A 16,105-nucleotide genomic window follows, 5' to 3' on the forward strand; every position below is an offset into this window, starting at 1 on the left:
ACTTTGATAAGTTAAATTATACTACACGGTTATAACTTTATCGTTCTAAAGGACATTTATGCCAATGAAAATCGCTATTATTGGAGGCTCAATAGCAGGTTGTGCTTTGGCCCTATTATTAAAGGACAAGTTGCAAGTTACTGTTTTTGAGCGAGGGCATAACTTACAATCACGAGGAGCAGGGATCACTTTATCAGTTGAATTACTGCAATCCTTAATCAACAAAAAACTTATTGATGAAGATACCCCATCGCATAGACTGACTGCACGAAGTTTTTACTGCCAATCCAATAAAGATCCTATTTTCGGCAAATTTTTATGGCAACAAAATCTTTCCATGGCCAGCCTACATTGGGACACTTTATTCACCAATTTAAGAAAAAGAATACCCAATCAAATGTATCATCAAGACTGTCAGGTAGTTGAAGTACAACTTCAGCACGCAACTAAGAAAGTTACTTTAGCATCGGGTGAGGAACATTCCTTTGATTTTATCGTTTTCGCCGATGGAGCTCAGTCTATGGGGCGAGAGCTCATATCGCCTCAAGTTCAATCTGAACTTCACTATTCAGGTTATGTGGCATGGCGAGGCACTTTAGATTTTAACGTGATAAACAATAAATCACTTTTCGATTCTCAAGGACTGTATTATTGCTTTAACAAAGGGCATTTATTAACTTATCCCATATATCATCATCAAATCAACAAACTCAATTGGGTTTTTTATGAAAAATTAGCTCTTGAAGATCTAGAAGCATTAGGTTCTACCTCGTTAACCAATTTTTCAACAAAAGCAAAACAACATCTACATCAATTAGCTCATGACAACTTACCCCAAATAGCTGCCCAAATAATACTCGACACTCCATCTCCATTTATGCAAAAAATTGTGGATGTATGCAGCGATCGACTTACATCACAAGGAGCTCTTTTATTAGGAGATGCCAGCACTGTATTACGCCCTCATGTAGGAAATGGTGCCTCTTTAGCGATACAGGATGCTCTCAGTCTCAATGGACATTGCATCCAAACTAATGACTTTCAACAAGCGGTTGTTGCCTGGGAAAAAGAGGCTCTTCCTAAAAGATTAGCCATGTATGATTTATCAAAACGAATGGCCGAAGCCTTAGTTTTAAATCCTGTAGTATGGCAAAAAATGAATGAATCGAAAATGTCTTCGTGGTGGGAACAAATTATTCTTGGCGAACAATGGTATACAACTATGGATCAAAAAAACTAGCCCTTAGAAAGTATAACGATTGCCGAGCTCTGGTCTATCAAATCCCATTTGTTCAACAATATCGGCAACTTTTTCATCATCGTTCAATTTAATCCTGAGAAAATCCAAAGCTTCGGTAGGAATTGTTGCTTTATTGCCATCATTTTCAAATCTCACAATATGACTAAGCTCTCGACCATTATGTTGCATAGGATATTTTTCTCCCGCACCATAATAAGAAACCCCTTTGAATCCGAATTCATTCAATAATTGCTTAAAAGTTTGTGCATCTTGCGCAGTATCAAAAGCCATTTTGAAGGTTCCTTTCATACCTCCCTTACTCACCACCGGGATATCGCTGCCCTTTGGAGCTGATTTACTGTCAAACATTTCTTGAATGGCTGAGCTAACCTCCTGACTCGTACCTTTTTTTGGTGGTGTTTGACTTGATTTTGGTGATGTTAAGCTTGATTGAGGTATGCTTGAGCTCTTATCGTGTAGATCTGGTGACCTCCTTTGTCGTTTTTGATTAAAGTGATCGACTAAACCTTGAAACTGCCTTAGATCTCCACTTTTTTCCCAATTGGAATTTGAACTTCGCCTAAACTCATAGCCAACAATCCTATTGTTTTGAATAACAAGACGTTGATTACGATTCTTACTGTACTCATACGTTGGCTGAGGAGGTGAAAAAAGATTCTGGAAGGGATTATGATGATTCACATGAGTTTGTGGGGGTGTTGGCGATGTCGTAAATGATTGTGCATTTTGTTGCTTATTTTTAATCGATGTAGCAGAAGTTTTTTGTACGAGTGTTGGGCTCAAGTCCGACGTATCAGGCTGATTGAATCCCTGATCTTTTCCTGATTTTTTTCTAACGTCGGTAAGTGCAACTTGAACTCCTTGCTGGTATTGAGTTTGTGCATTTGCATAGTAACCTGCTACTTGCGTTGTTTTGAACGTTTTTAACTCCGGCATTGGGGAGTTTTTATCAAATTGCTTATTTTTAATCAACATAGCAAATGCGGTTTGTGAATTACCAAGAATGTTCTTCCCTTTACCACCGGGACCGGTTCCCCATTCTTCTTCTACTTTTTTCCCTGCTTTTAAACTACTAGTATCTTCAATAATAGTAGCAGGTCCTTTATTGTCTCCAAAAGCATCACCGAGCTCGATAGACTTTTGAATGCTATTGCGAAATTCTTTAGATTGCTGATATTTAGCCGCGTTAATTTGCATTTGCACAAAGATTTTGTCATTATCCCATGCTTTATTAAATACGTTATTGTTCATATATGCGTGATGGTCATTGGGAATATAGTAAGGGCTACTTTGCTCTGTTATTCCTTTAAGAATGGTTAGAGGATCTTTCTCAGCTTTCCAAGTATCATAATAATCTCTTTTATGTTCTGGTTTTATTTTTTGAAAATGCAGATAATGTTCCGAAGTTTGAAAGTGAACTAGTCCTATATCCGGATCTATAAAATCATAGCCTTTACCATTATTATCATCAAAATTACTTAAAGCGAAGTCTTCTGTACCTCTTTGATAACCGGACACACAAACATTTGTCCTATTAGGAGGTTGTCCATTATTAAGATAAAGTTGTCCGCCCATAATACGCCTCTCATACAAACATATATATACTCATTATATACAATAATATATCCTTGCACGGCTGAATAAGAGTTAAATTTTAGGATGGATAAAAATCTTGAAGGAAAAATATTAAAAATTTTTTGATTTACTTATGCCTCTCTCGTAGATGTATCAAATAACGGGTACCCAAAAAACCGATAATCACCCCAGCAAAATTTACCCAATAAATTGGCCAGGAAAAAATTCCAAGACCTACAATATTAGGACCCGGACAAATTCCAGTAATCCCCCAACCAATACCGAAAACTGCTGCGCCAAGCATCAGTTGCCAGTCAATTTTTTCTTTAGTAGGCAAATCATAACCTACATGGAGTAAGGGTTTGCTCAACCAGTGACGTAATTGGAACAAGAGAAAAGTAACCAATAAAGCACAAGCAAAAGTAACATATAAATTGATACGGAATGTAGGAGCACCAATTTTTAAACCCGATATAATAATATCTGGACTGTACATACCTGTTAAAATTAAACCAAAACCAAATATCAAGCCAGCAATTAATGAAATAAACCCTTTCATATTTTATCTCCTTAATGAACCAGCCAAGCGGTAATAATTGCAATAGGGAAGAAAACTCCTACGGCAATCATAGAACGTTTACGTAAAAGCGATAATCCACATAATCCATGGCCACTGGTACAACCGCTACCAAGAAAAGTACCTCCCCCTACAAAAACGCCACCAAGAAACATAAGTCCATAATTTGTTTTAAAAACAGCAGTGGGATTAGGCACATCCTGTGTTAAATTAAAGAGTAATCCCGCTAAAAACAATCCGGCAAGAAATAAAAGATTATCCCGATTGGGTCTATACGTTGTAAAATCCCATGAACGAAAAAGAATGCCGCTACAACCAAGAATCTTCCCTTGAATCAATAACATACCTCCAGCAGCTAATCCAAGGAGAATCCCTCCTAGAATTACTTTCAGTTCAATGATCATTTTGGCTCTTCCTTGCGTTCCATTCACTCCAACTTTCAGGATAACCTTTTAAAAATTGTTGTGCAAACCGATAGAAACGAGACAGAAAAATAATTCTTTGCTCATAATAAGGTGTTAAGTAGGGATCCGCTCGATTGACCTCAAATAAATTATAATAAGGTGGAATTGAAGCATGACGTGCAATAATGTCATCAAAACTTACTTTATTTGCATTTTTTAACATATCATACATGACTAAAAAAGTAGTTGTACGCCCTTTTCCCCCCCGACAATGTATATGAAACCAAGCATCTTTGGATGCATTTTTTATTATTGTCAAAAATGCATCAACTTCTGAGTCACCTGGGGCCATATGATCAGTCACATATAATCTATGATATTCAAAACCTAATTGAGACACTAATTCCTTCTCATTTTTAACTTTTTTTACCGGAATGGTTTTACCGCTCGCGTACTCCTGTGCCGCAAATTGTTGGGAGGATAAAACCCCACTTATTTTTTTCTCTATTCTTAATGAGTTCAGCCAATTTTCTTGTGCAAGAAGACTTTGACTGTTACTTTTTCCTCGATTTATCCAATCATATTCACTCATTAAAGTAATTGCTCGACCATTCAGATACCCATGACTTTCCTGACGTAAATCTAATACCAGTACGGATTTGCTCTTTACACTCTTGTGTTTCGCAATATAGTCTGCAATTTCTTTCCATCCTTTTTCACTAGGCTCCTCACTACCAGAAATCAATAATTCATTAACACCCAGGGTATTCCCTTGATAAGCATCAACAATCATGGAGGCATTGCGTAACCATTTTAACGGAGAAGAAGCAAGCTCACTGTCTTGGACAATACAAGGATTATTAAGCGTCGCATCACATATTTGAGTTCCTGTTTGGGCCAAAACAAATCCTTGAGGTACTATTAGAGTACTAAGAATCATAATGCCCTTAAAATAACCCATGAATTAAACTCTTAAACGAAACATGATTCATTCTATGTTATTTTTTTTTTACCGCAAGCTTATTAAAATAAATTATTTTTTATTGTTTTGAATGGTTACAATATGCATGAATAAAATGAATCACTACATCAGCAAAATGAGCATCCCACAAATTATGATGTCCTTTATCCGGGAACTCGAGCCATTTCTTGGGTTGGTTTGCAAAATGAAACAGAGTTAAACCTTGAGTATAAGGAACGATCTCATCTAATTGACCGTGCACTATCAAGATAGGTGCCTGAATCTTTTGAATACGTGATAAAGAGTCATACTTATCAATTACCGGTATTGGTAACCAAAAATAATGGTATCGGGCTAAAGCAGTGAGTGAACTAAATGGAGATTGTAACACCAAGGCACAAATAGAAAACTCTGTCGCTAATTGTGTGGCTACTCCAGTACCTAAGGATTCACCATAAAGTACTATGTTATTTTCTTGAATACCCTGTTGACGCAAAAATTGCATCGCTGCTCGTCCATCTTGGTAAAATCCCAATTCTGTTGGGCTGCCAGGATTTCCTCCATAACCTCGGTATTCAAGTAATAACACCCCAAATCCTGCTGAAATAAATTGACGCGCCAAATACATGCGATAGCCAATATGTCCAGCATTCCCATGCAGATATAAAATCGTCGGTTTTTTATCCATGGGCGGTTTATACCAAGAACTTAGAGTCAACTCATCAGTGACATGTATCTGAATCACTTGCATATCTTGTGCTTGGAAATCTTGAGGATTAGGTTTTTCAATAGCAGGGAAATAAATAAAATGACGTTGCAAGAAATAAGCGATAACGAAAATTAAAAGAATTAGAAAGAGAAGAAGAAAAAATTGTTTTAGAATCATGATACTTTTTACTCAAAATAGGATTAATTCGATACAAAAATTACTTGATTTTGCAGCTCAAAAGATGTTTTAAACTCTTGTGAGCATTCTTGGAGATTTTTAATCAACCATTGACAGTCTTGATCACTTGCATAACGCAACTTGAAATTCTTTCTCACCATAGGAACTAACTCCAATTGTGTCAAACCTTTATATTTCTCAAACGAGAAAAAATACATCAATGCCAAATCACTTCGAAACTGCTCCCAGCCTCCTATTCCTTCATAATCATTAATCAAATCCCCACAACCATAAAAAATCAAACCTTGATTGTGCCATTCAATACCTATGGGATGATGAGCGGAATGCCCATGAATTATATGAACACCCAGATCATCAATCAGCTTATAAGCAAACAATTGATGTTTTTTAGGTATCTCATAGCCCCAATTTCCCCCCCAATGGATGCTTACAATACATAAATCATCTGTTTGCCTGTATGACTCAATCACTTTTTTGATTTGATTTATCGCATTCTCACCTAAATCACTCAATAACCAAACTCCCGGATGATCCAGAGTAGCGCCCCATTCTCGTAAAATACCACTGGAACAAAGTCCCATTGAAAATACTAAAATTCGTCCCTGAAAACCAGAAACTGTATAAACAGCAGGTTGAGTTGCTTGCTGAACATTTTTGCCTACACCAGCATACTCTATTTGAGCCTTATCCAAAGTCTCAAGAGTTTCTAAAAATCCAGCAAATCCCCAATCGAGCACATGATTATTGGCCAAAGCACAAATATTAATAGGTATAGAGGTAATCACATCTATATTTTTAGGATGCATGCGATAATTTATCCCTTTATACGGCCAAGGAGTATTGCTACTCGTAATACTGGTTTCTAAATTAATTAAATGAAAATCAGGCTTTCTTTTATTGAGTTCAGCTAATCCATCACCCCACACATATGCTCCTTTATTACCTAAAGGAATTGTTCCATTAACTCGTTCAGCAAGCCTGATATAATCACGAGCATCTTTAATGTAGGACTCATAAATTTGGGGCTCACAAGGGTGTGTTAAAATTTGATCAATACCTCTCCCAGTCATGACATCACCGCATAAAAAAACATTAAGTTTAGGTGTTAATCGCATGATAATTCATCCTGTGCTGTATATACTAAATTATAGGATTAAGGAACATCTTATACGTCTTAAAATCAGGAGAATGTGGTGGAAAATAAGCAACGGCAGCTTTCACTATGGTATGTTCTATTGATTTTTTGGCTTGTCATCCTCTTTCAAAATTTTTTTTTCGCACCACATCCCGTAAATATCGCCTACAGTGATTTCATAAAGCTTTTAAAAGCAGATAAGTTGGACAATGTATTGCTCGGTGAAACTTTTATTACTGCAAACTTGAAAGCAGAGGGCCTAGATGGATTGCTTCCCCAAGATAAAATAAAAGAAATTAAGCTATCCAGTAGTAAAGAACAGCAAATCACTACAGTCCGAATCAATGATCCTTCCCTGGTCACTACTTTAGAGTCAGCAAAAGTAACATTTAATGGGGAAGCCGAAAATAAATGGTTAACTCTAATCTTATCCTGGGTTATCCCCGCCCTACTTTTCTTTGTTCTATGGAGTTTTTTAATAAGGCGTATGAGCTCAACTGCGGGTGGGGTATTAGACGTAGGTAAAAGCAAAGCTAAAATTTATATGGAAAAAGAAACTCATGTCTCTTTTCAGGATGTCGCAGGAGTCGATGAAGCAAAAGCAGAGCTTATGGAAGTAGTCGAATTTCTCAAAAATCCCCAACATTATACACGAATCGGGGCTCATATACCTAAAGGAGTCCTCTTAGTTGGTCCTCCAGGTACAGGAAAAACACTACTTGCACGCGCTGTAGCAGGCGAAGCAGAAGTACCCTTTTTTTCAATTAATGGCTCAGAGTTTGTGGAAATGTTTGTCGGTGTAGGGGCAGCACGAGTTCGAGATCTCTTTACCCATGCCCGAGAAACAGCACCAGCAATTATTTTTATCGATGAGCTTGATGCCCTAGGCAGAGCGCGTGGTGCTTATCCTATTGGCGGTGGGCATGATGAAAAGGAGCAAACGTTAAATCAATTACTTTCAGAAATGGATGGTTTTGATCCAAGTGAAGGACTCATACTTCTTGCTGCAACAAACCGACCAGAAATCCTCGATCCTGCATTATTACGTGCCGGACGCTTTGATCGCCACGTATTGGTTGATCGACCTGATAAAGTAGGTAGAGTACAAATTCTGCAAGTACATCTGAAAAAAATAAAACAAGCACCTGATGTTGATCCCGAAAAAATTGCTGCATTAACTCCTGGTTTTTCCGGGGCTGACTTAGCAAATCTTGTCAATGAAGCAGCTCTGCTCGCAACTCGCCATAATGCAGACTCCGTAAACATGGATGATTTTACTAATGCTATTGAACGTATGGTAGCAGGTTTGGAGAAAAAAAATCGTTTACTCAACCCCAAAGAGCGTCAAATAGTCGCTTATCATGAAATGGGGCATACTTTAGTTGCTCTTTCTTTAGCAAACGTAGATCAAGTACATAAAGTTTCAATTATTCCGCGTGGAATTGGGAGCTTGGGTTATACCATACAACGACCGACTGAAGATCGTTATCTCATGACTGAAGAAGAATTAAAAAATAAAATGAAAGTACTTCTCGGTGGTAGAGCAGCAGAATTTATTGTTTTTGGTCGTTTTTCAACGGGGGCAGCGGATGATCTTGTTAAAGCAACGGATATCGCGCGAAGTATGGTCATGCGTTACGGTATGGATAAAGAACTTGGACCAGTAACTTATCAAAAAGAACGTTCTTCGTTCTTAGAAGTACCTGTAGGACGTAATGAGCGAGAATTCAGTGAAAAAACGGCTTGTGAGATTGATGCTGCAGTTCGTAAAATAATCCAGTCCGCATTTGATGATGCAGTAGACCTCATTAAGAAACGTATTCAATCTTTAGAGAAAGGTGCACAGATGTTATTGCAAAAAGAAACCCTAAATGAAGAAGATTTAATTACCCTGAATATAAAATAACGTGAGTTCAACATAAGCAGAGCTCACTAAACGCACGATTCAATTCTAAATAAAACAGTTTTGGGTGAAAGCAATAGTCTTCTCTCGTTCATCAGGACTCAACTGTCTTTTTTAAATCTAAAAGTTGCACCGCATTTGTCCTATCAAAATGAATTAATCCATCAAATTGATACGGCAATTGGGTAAAAAAATAATGACTGAAACGTTCCGTATCCGGGCGATAAATCACGCCTATGGCTCTTTGTAATCGCGGAATTTTTAGATAATGCTCCAATTTTTCATGATTTAATAAACTTAAGAAGAAATTTTCATACTTGACCTGATGAAAGAGCTCTTCATAACTTCCAGGAAGACCAGGGATTACCTGTTTTTTCTGCCCAGCTCGGCCCCAATCTGATGCAGCCATAACAGTTCCCTCATAGGTTGAAAAACCAAGTGAATAAGAATGATTATCGTATTGTTCTCGCACCAGTTGTCCGAGATTAAGCTCGTCACGCTCCCCCATTTCAGTCGCTCGGGCATCACCTATGTGGGAATTATGAGCCCAAATAATTATTTTGGCGGGTTTATTAAAACGTGCTTCTAAATGATCCGCTAATACATTCAGCGTTTCGGCCATATGGCGATCACGAATATTCCATGTTGAAACTCTGCCTTCAAGCATAGAACGATAATAGTTTTCTGCATTTTTTACTAACCGCGCATTTTGGGTTGCAAAAAAATACTCATCTTCCACAGCTATTCCATTCCGATGTAAATAATCAAATGCATGATGTTGTAAATCAATGAGCTGAGTGATTGCCTCATTAATACATGCCTTTTTAATTCCTGTTTTAATTAAATAACCATACATTTGCGGATCCTGATGCATATGATCAAAACATGCATAGCGTTGTTTTGCTCGTTCAGCCGCTTGAGGATCCACTTTACTTAAAAAATCAATTACTGCTTGCATGGATGCGTTTAAACTATATAAATCCAAACCATAAAATCCAATTTTTTGTGCTGGAGGTAAATCATCATTGTGCCTACGTAACCACTTGAGAAATGGTGGCAAGGTGGTGTTACACCACATCCATTTGGGAAATCGTTTAAATGCGCCAAGAGAATGCGCACTCTGATTTGCATTTCCATCCCCTTGCAAATAACGATGAACTCGATACACATCAGGCCAATCGCCTTCAATGGCTATGGCCATAAAACCATGTTCTTTGATAAGGCGTTGAGATAGTTCAATGCGCGTCTGATAAAATTCATGCGTTCCATGAGAGGCTTCTCCAAGCATGACAAAGCGAGCCGTTCCAATTTGCTTTATTACCGCATCATAATCTTCACCTTGTTGTTCCAGTGGAATTACTGAATGGTTAAGCTCATCAACTAATTTTTGCAAAGCATCCTGGCTCATAAAACCTCCTTAGAGTAGATTACGCTCCTTTGAACCCTCATTATTTTGTAAAATACTGATCAAACCATTTTTGCGCTAAGTGCGCTACTTGTTGTAACGTTCCAGGTTCTTCAAACAGATGGGTTGCTCCAGGAACTATTTCCAATTGAGTAGTACAGTTCATTTGGTCCATCGCTTGTTGGTTCAGCCCTATCACTATCTCATCATTACCGCCAACAATAAGTAAAGTAGGTATCTTGACTTGAGGTAAATAATTTCCAGCTAAATCGGGTCGACCGCCACGCGATACAATTGCCTTAAATAATTTAGGCTCCTGAGCTGCTGCCTCGAGAGCAGCACCACCGCCAGTACTGGCACCAAACAAGCCAATAGAAAAATGATAAGTAGATAATTCATCAACACACCAATGAGCTACATCAATTAATCGTGAAGCCAATAAATGAATATCAAAACGAAATTCACGAGTCACATTATCAATAATATCTTCTTGTGAGGTGAGCAAATCAAAAAGCAAGGTTGCATAGGCTCCTTGGTTCAAAATGCTTGCTACATATTGATTACGACTGCTAAATCGACTGCTTCCACTCCCATGCACGAAGAGTATAATTCCTTTAGCATCTTCAGGTATCCTTAAAAGACCATTGAGATAAACATTTTTACTAGGAATAGTTACCGGGTGCTCCATATCAGTGCTATATGCATTCATAGGTATTCCTTTTTTTCATTCCGTTGATTATTCCAGTATAGACAACAATATCCTTTATAATTGCAGGATTTTTTTATTTTTTGGCTTTGACAAGTAGTACCCTTTATTGGAATCTCCTGAATAAATAGATTATAGTTCATTTAAGTCTAACACTTAGTGAGTTGAAACAATTACCTCCTCAGTACTATGCTTATTATGAACGCGGATTAAAAGATATTGAGAACGCTGTTGTTCTCATTAAGGAGGATCACCATGTTCACGATCCAAGTTCTTGATAACATATCCCCTCAAGGCTTGAGTTTGTTTCATCCTGATCTTTATCAATTAGGTCTTAATCCTATTGATCCCGATGTCATTTTAGTACACTCACACAAATTGCATGATCATCCATTTTCAAAAAATTTAAAGGCTGTAGCTCGAGCTGGATCAGGTACTGATAATATCCCCATTGAAGCACTTACAAAAAAAGGTATTCCGGTGTTTTATGCTCCTGGTGCAAATACGAATGCAGTAAAAGAATTAGTGATGGCTGCTATGATTATGGGCTATAGACATTTGGATCAAACTCAAACGTTTATTACCGATTTAACCAAAGCGAATAGTCCGTTATTTGATCGGAGAATAGAAACTGCTAAAAGGAAATTTATTGGTCATGAAATTTCAGGTAAAACTTTAGGAGTTATTGGTCTAGGTAACATAGGTGTAAAGGTAGCTAATGCAGCATTAGCTTTAGGAATGAGCGTATTAGGATTTGATACCAACATGACTTTGAATAATGCGTTAGCACTCATGCCTGGAGTTGAGAAAGTTACTGATATGAATAGTTTGCTGACCCATGCGGATATTATTACTTTACATATTCCTTTAAATGCAGAGACCGAGCATTTAATTAACGAAGAAAATATTACTTTATTAAAACCGAATACTCTTCTACTGAATTTTTCACGTGAGCAAGTGGTGAGTGAATCCGCTATTCTACAACAATTAAATAATAACCAATTAATGGGTTATATTACAGATGATCCAACAATTAACATCGCAGATCATTCTAATGTTTTATGTTTTCCTCATTTAGGCGCAAGTACCCAAGAAATGGAACAAAGTGCTTCGGAGATGGTAATTCGAAATATTTGTAATTACTTAGAACATGGAGGCATAGAGTATTCCGTTAATTTTCCAAATATATCATTGTCGGTAGCGCAAATACCCAATTGCCATCGTATACTCGTAATCAACCAAAATATTCCAGGAGTAATTGGAAAAATTACCCAGAAAATAGCCAAACTAGAATACAATATTGATCAAATGGAAAATAAATCTCGAGGACCAATTTCAGTTAATCTTATCGATCTCTCTGGTTCAAAAGAATCGCTTCCACTACTTTGTAAGCAATTAAAAGAAATTTCAAGTTTAATGCAGGTACGGCATATTGCAGTTCATGGTAAACAGTAAAAATTGGCTTAATGGGCATAAAATACCGTCTTTTTAGTAAGCCATAAAGATGATATTATATGTAGAATTTTTATACAAAAATACACATAATAAATGTTTGGACTTAATGACCGAGTAGGAAAGACTTTCTTTAATGAAGCATTGCATGATGAACTTTTAGTAACAAGTCGTTTTTTTACGTTACAAGGAGAAGGACCCTATCGTGGACACCCTGCTTACTTTATCCGTTTGGCTAAATGCAATCTAGCTTGTTCTTTTTGTGACACCTATTTTGATTCTGGTGAATGGAGAAATTTTGCCTCTTTGTTGCAAGAAACCGATCTGATTATTACGGATTTTTTTAAAAAACGTAACTTGTCAACTCCCTCTTGGGCGCAAGGTTTTGCCAAAAAAATGGTACTGGTGATTACTGGCGGTGAACCTACTTTGCAACAGAATTTATCTGCCTTTTTAGAAATCGCCCAACCCTATTTCCAATCAACTCAAATTGAATCAAATGGTATTTCTGTTTTACCTAAACTTCCTAAAAGTACCACTTTGGTAGTGAGCCCTAAATGTCTGGAAAAAGAGGGTAAAGTAATTCGTTACCTAAAACCCAATCCAAAAACGTTGGAACGGGCTGATTGTTTGAAATTTGTGATATCTGCCCCTGAAAATAATCAATATGCACCCTACAGTGACATTCCCTTATGGGCACATGAATGGGCAAAACAAACGAACAAACAAGTCTTCATAAGTCCAATGAATATTTATCAAAAAGAGTCACAGCGTGTTAAAGCCATACGTGATGAAGGACGTGATCTCACTATGACTGAACGCTCTGAACTCAATGAAGTAATTAGTTTTTGGGAGCCTGGACTTCTCGATCTGAAAACAAATCAACGCAACCATGAGTACGCAGCAGAATACTGCATGAAGTATGGATTTATTCTTAACCTACAAATCCATCTTTATGCCAGTCTTCCTTAAACGATAAGCGTTACTGTTTAAGACTTCAAGGGGATGACGAGCTCATAATCAATCTTCTTAATGCCAAAAATCATCCTTGTTTTTACGCAAAAAGGACAGGGATCATATACAAATAATTTCATCATCTTAATGATACCTTTTGTCGCTCTTTGAGGTTTTGGTTTTATTTATTAAAATTTCCAGCGAGCGTTTTGTTATTAATACGTATGAGATAAAAATATCCCGCTCCTCTTTTGCTGGGATATTTTTATCCTCATTCTATAAGATAAAACCATCAGAAACGAATCAAACCGTGGCTACCATATCATGGCCACAACATGTTGGTGATTTGATTTGTCCACAACCATTAGGACACTTTGCAACTTGTACCTTGCTATCATTGGTCTTTATAGTATCACCCACTAATAATGCATTACATTTACTGCAGGTAATATTTTTTACCGCCATCCCACATTTATGACATTTGTATTCCATTACCAGACCTCCTTCTATTAATTTTATTTGTTCAATATAGGCATAAAAATGAAATTTGTAAAATTTCAAGAAAGGAAAAATACTATAAACGTTTCCATACTTTATTCCTTGTCGTAATGGATCAGAGGATTAGCTTACGTAATCGCAGTGCATTAATAATCACTGAAACAGAGCTTAAAGCCATTGCTGTTGCTGCAACCATAGGATTTAAGAGTAATCCTGTTAGTGGATAAAGCACCCCAGCAGCCAAAGGAACACCGAGTCCATTATAGATAAAAGCAAAAAAAAGATTCTGTCGTATATTTGCCATAGTTGCTTGAGACAAATGATGCGCTTTTGCAATACCATTTAAATCACCATGCAATAGGGTAATTCCAGCACTTTCAATCGCTACATCAGTACCCGTCCCCATAGCAATACCAATGTCAGCAGCTACTAAAGCAGGTGCATCATTCACCCCATCTCCGGCCATCGCCACAACCGCTCCTTTTCCTTTTAATTCACTTACGATTCGTTTTTTATCCTCAGGCATAATCTCAGCGATTACATTTTTAATTCCTAAGCTCTTAGCTACTGATTCAGCCGTTGTTTTGCTATCACCAGTGAGCATAAAAATATCAATATTATTCTTTTGCAACGCTCGTATCGCTTCGGGTGTACTTGGTTTAATTGGGTCTTCTACTGCTAAAAGAGCAGCTACATGCCCTTCTACAGCAAGAAACATCACTGAAGCACCTTGAGAGCGAAGCTCTTCTGCCTGATGAATGAGTGAATCGTCTTCTATGCGGTATTCTTGCATCAATCGAATATTTCCAAGTGCAACGTGCACGTTATTCACTTGGCCAAGAATGCCTTTTCCTGGTAATGCTTTAAAATGGGTTACAGTGGCGAGCGACAAGTGTTTCTCTTTGGCCGCACTCATAATAGCATGAGCAAGAGGATGCTCACTATGAAATTCAAGCGCCGCCGCTAAAGCCAAGAGTTCATCCGTTTCAAACTCTTTATTGGTGATAATTTGTGTTAACTTAGGTTGTCCTAATGTCAATGTCCCCGTTTTATCCACCACGAGCACATTAATCTTTTCCATCTGTTCCAATGCTTCAGCATTTTTCACTAAAATGCCATTTTGAGCTCCTTTACCAACCCCCACCATAATAGACATTGGTGTGGCTAATCCTAATGCGCAAGGACAAGCAATAATTAATACAGAAACTGCGGCGAGCAAACCATAACTTAATGCTGGTTGAGGACCAAAGAAAAACCAAGCAATAAAAGCGATCAGCGCAATCAGAATTACTCCAGGCACAAACCAACCAGAGACCGTATCTGCTAATCGTTGAATAGGTGCTCTACTTCGTTGAGCGTCACTAACCATTTGTACAATATGTGCAAGCATCGTATCACTACCAACGTGTTCCGCCTTCATCATAAAGCTGCCATGCTGATTTATTGTAGCGCCAATCACCTTGGATCCTACATCTTTACCTACTGGCATAGCTTCACCAGTAACCATAGACTCATCAACATTACTATGTCCGTCAAGTACCTCCCCATCTACAGGAATTTTTTCACCAGGACGAACACGCAGTGTATCTCCGACCCGAACTTGATCGAGTGTTATTTCTTCTTCATTACCCTCGTGATTAATTCGACGAGCACTTTCTGGAGCTAAATTCAACAAAGCTCGAATCGCACCTCCAGTTTGATTTCGTGCCTTTAATTCCAACACTTGCCCAAGTAAAACAAGGGTGGTTATAACCGCGGCCGCCTCAAAATAAACATTGAGTAGCCCTTTATTACGGAACGCTGCTGGAAATATTCCGGGAAACATCAAAACGATAGTACTGTAACCCCAAGCAACTCCTATACCCATGGCAATTAGAGTAAACATATTTAATTGACGTGTTTTAAGTGATTGCAGCGCTCGCTCAAAAAAGACTAACCCACACCCAAAGACCACAGGAGTTGCTAATATAAATTGAATCCATGCGGATTGATTTGTAGAGATAAGATCATGAACTAGATGTCCTCCCATTTCCAATATAAACACGGGGAAACTCAATATCAATGCAAACCAAAAACGGTATTTCATACTTTTATATTCAGGATTTTCTTCTTCTACAGACACGGTTTCTGGCTCCAGAGCCATCCCGCAAATAGGACATGTTCCAGGATCAGATTGTCGAATTTCAGGATGCATGGGACAGGTAAACATGCCCGTGCCAATTGTATTTTCAGTTGGACCTTGCTGAGGCATGTGATGATGGTGATGACATGATTGATGCCCTTTTGCTGAACCATCAGTTTTATGATGGTGCTGATGTTCATGCTCGGAAGCTTCCATTTTCATAATTCATATCCCTGTTCTTAATA

Annotated in this window: 14 protein-coding genes; 4 read left to right on the forward strand and 10 right to left on the reverse strand. The window is 37.8% G+C overall.

What is annotated here, in order from left to right:
* Positions 1-58: 58 nt before the first annotated feature.
* Positions 59-1,240: an FAD binding domain-containing protein gene (locus Lgra_RS09595; protein ID WP_238584413.1), complete on the forward strand. Its 1,182-nt coding sequence runs from the start codon at positions 59-61 to the stop codon at positions 1,238-1,240.
* 3 nt (positions 1,241-1,243) lie between these two features.
* On the opposite strand, the gene Lgra_RS09600 is transcribed toward Lgra_RS09595, so the two are convergent.
* The 6 genes from Lgra_RS09600 to Lgra_RS09625 all read right to left on the reverse strand — a co-directional run bounded on the left by Lgra_RS09600 (position 1,244) and on the right by Lgra_RS09625 (position 6,800).
* Positions 1,244-2,836 (reverse strand): hypothetical protein, encoded by a 1,593-nt coding sequence (locus Lgra_RS09600; protein WP_238584414.1) that lies wholly within the window; start codon positions 2,834-2,836, stop codon positions 1,244-1,246.
* Between the two features lie 127 nt (positions 2,837-2,963).
* A complete protein-coding gene (locus Lgra_RS09605; protein ID WP_058499031.1) occupies positions 2,964-3,395 on the reverse strand; it encodes a DUF6691 family protein in 432 nt (143 codons plus the stop codon).
* Positions 3,396-3,406: 11 nt separating this feature from the next.
* Positions 3,407-3,817 carry a YeeE/YedE family protein gene (locus Lgra_RS09610; protein ID WP_058499032.1) on the reverse strand — a complete coding sequence of 137 codons (411 nt, stop codon included), beginning with the start codon at positions 3,815-3,817 and terminating at the stop codon, positions 3,407-3,409.
* Positions 3,807-4,778 carry a phosphatase domain-containing protein gene (locus Lgra_RS09615; RefSeq protein ID WP_058499033.1) on the reverse strand — a complete coding sequence of 324 codons (972 nt, stop codon included), beginning with the start codon at positions 4,776-4,778 and terminating at the stop codon, positions 3,807-3,809. Before Lgra_RS09615 ends, Lgra_RS09610 begins: the two co-directional genes overlap by 11 nt.
* 79 nt (positions 4,779-4,857) lie before the next feature.
* Positions 4,858-5,664 carry an alpha/beta hydrolase gene (locus Lgra_RS09620; protein ID WP_058499034.1) on the reverse strand — a complete coding sequence of 269 codons (807 nt, stop codon included), beginning with the start codon at positions 5,662-5,664 and terminating at the stop codon, positions 4,858-4,860.
* Positions 5,665-5,687: 23 nt separating this feature from the next.
* A complete protein-coding gene (locus tag Lgra_RS09625; protein WP_058499035.1) occupies positions 5,688-6,800 on the reverse strand; it encodes a CapA family protein in 1,113 nt (370 codons plus the stop codon).
* Positions 6,801-6,878: 78 nt separating this feature from the next.
* Here Lgra_RS09625 and ftsH point away from each other — a divergent pair, with 78 nt between their 5' ends.
* Positions 6,879-8,726, forward strand: a complete 1,848-nt coding sequence (gene ftsH, locus Lgra_RS09630) for an ATP-dependent zinc metalloprotease FtsH (protein ID WP_058499036.1) — start codon at positions 6,879-6,881, stop codon at positions 8,724-8,726.
* Between the two features lie 91 nt (positions 8,727-8,817).
* Here ftsH and Lgra_RS09635 read toward each other — a convergent pair whose 3' ends face one another.
* Together Lgra_RS09635 and Lgra_RS09640 are read right to left on the reverse strand one after the other, a co-directional pair.
* Complete coding sequence (locus tag Lgra_RS09635; protein ID WP_058499037.1) at positions 8,818-10,131, reverse strand: erythromycin esterase family protein; 1,314 nt, start codon at positions 10,129-10,131, stop codon at positions 8,818-8,820.
* 40 nt (positions 10,132-10,171) lie between these two features.
* Positions 10,172-10,837: a dienelactone hydrolase family protein gene (locus tag Lgra_RS09640; protein WP_058499038.1), complete on the reverse strand. Its 666-nt coding sequence runs from the start codon at positions 10,835-10,837 to the stop codon at positions 10,172-10,174.
* A 252-nt stretch (positions 10,838-11,089) separates the two neighbouring features.
* Between Lgra_RS09640 and Lgra_RS09645 the strand changes: the two genes are divergently transcribed.
* Positions 11,090-12,289: a 3-phosphoglycerate dehydrogenase family protein gene (locus Lgra_RS09645; RefSeq protein ID WP_058499039.1), complete on the forward strand. Its 1,200-nt coding sequence runs from the start codon at positions 11,090-11,092 to the stop codon at positions 12,287-12,289.
* Between the two features lie 93 nt (positions 12,290-12,382).
* A complete protein-coding gene (locus tag Lgra_RS09650) occupies positions 12,383-13,258 on the forward strand; it encodes a 7-carboxy-7-deazaguanine synthase QueE (RefSeq protein WP_058499040.1) in 876 nt (291 codons plus the stop codon).
* A 285-nt stretch (positions 13,259-13,543) separates the two neighbouring features.
* Here the strand turns inward: Lgra_RS09650 and Lgra_RS09655 are convergent, their stop codons facing one another.
* Together Lgra_RS09655 and Lgra_RS09660 are read right to left on the reverse strand one after the other, a co-directional pair.
* Positions 13,544-13,732 carry a hypothetical protein gene (locus Lgra_RS09655; RefSeq protein ID WP_058499041.1) on the reverse strand — a complete coding sequence of 63 codons (189 nt, stop codon included), beginning with the start codon at positions 13,730-13,732 and terminating at the stop codon, positions 13,544-13,546.
* Between the two features lie 121 nt (positions 13,733-13,853).
* Complete coding sequence (locus Lgra_RS09660) at positions 13,854-16,076, reverse strand: copper-transporting P-type ATPase (RefSeq protein WP_172468426.1); 2,223 nt, start codon at positions 16,074-16,076, stop codon at positions 13,854-13,856.
* Positions 16,077-16,105: the final 29 nt, after the last annotated feature.

It is taken from the genome of Legionella gratiana, from assembly GCF_001467695.1.
Lineage (GTDB): Bacteria > Pseudomonadota > Gammaproteobacteria > Legionellales > Legionellaceae > Legionella > Legionella gratiana.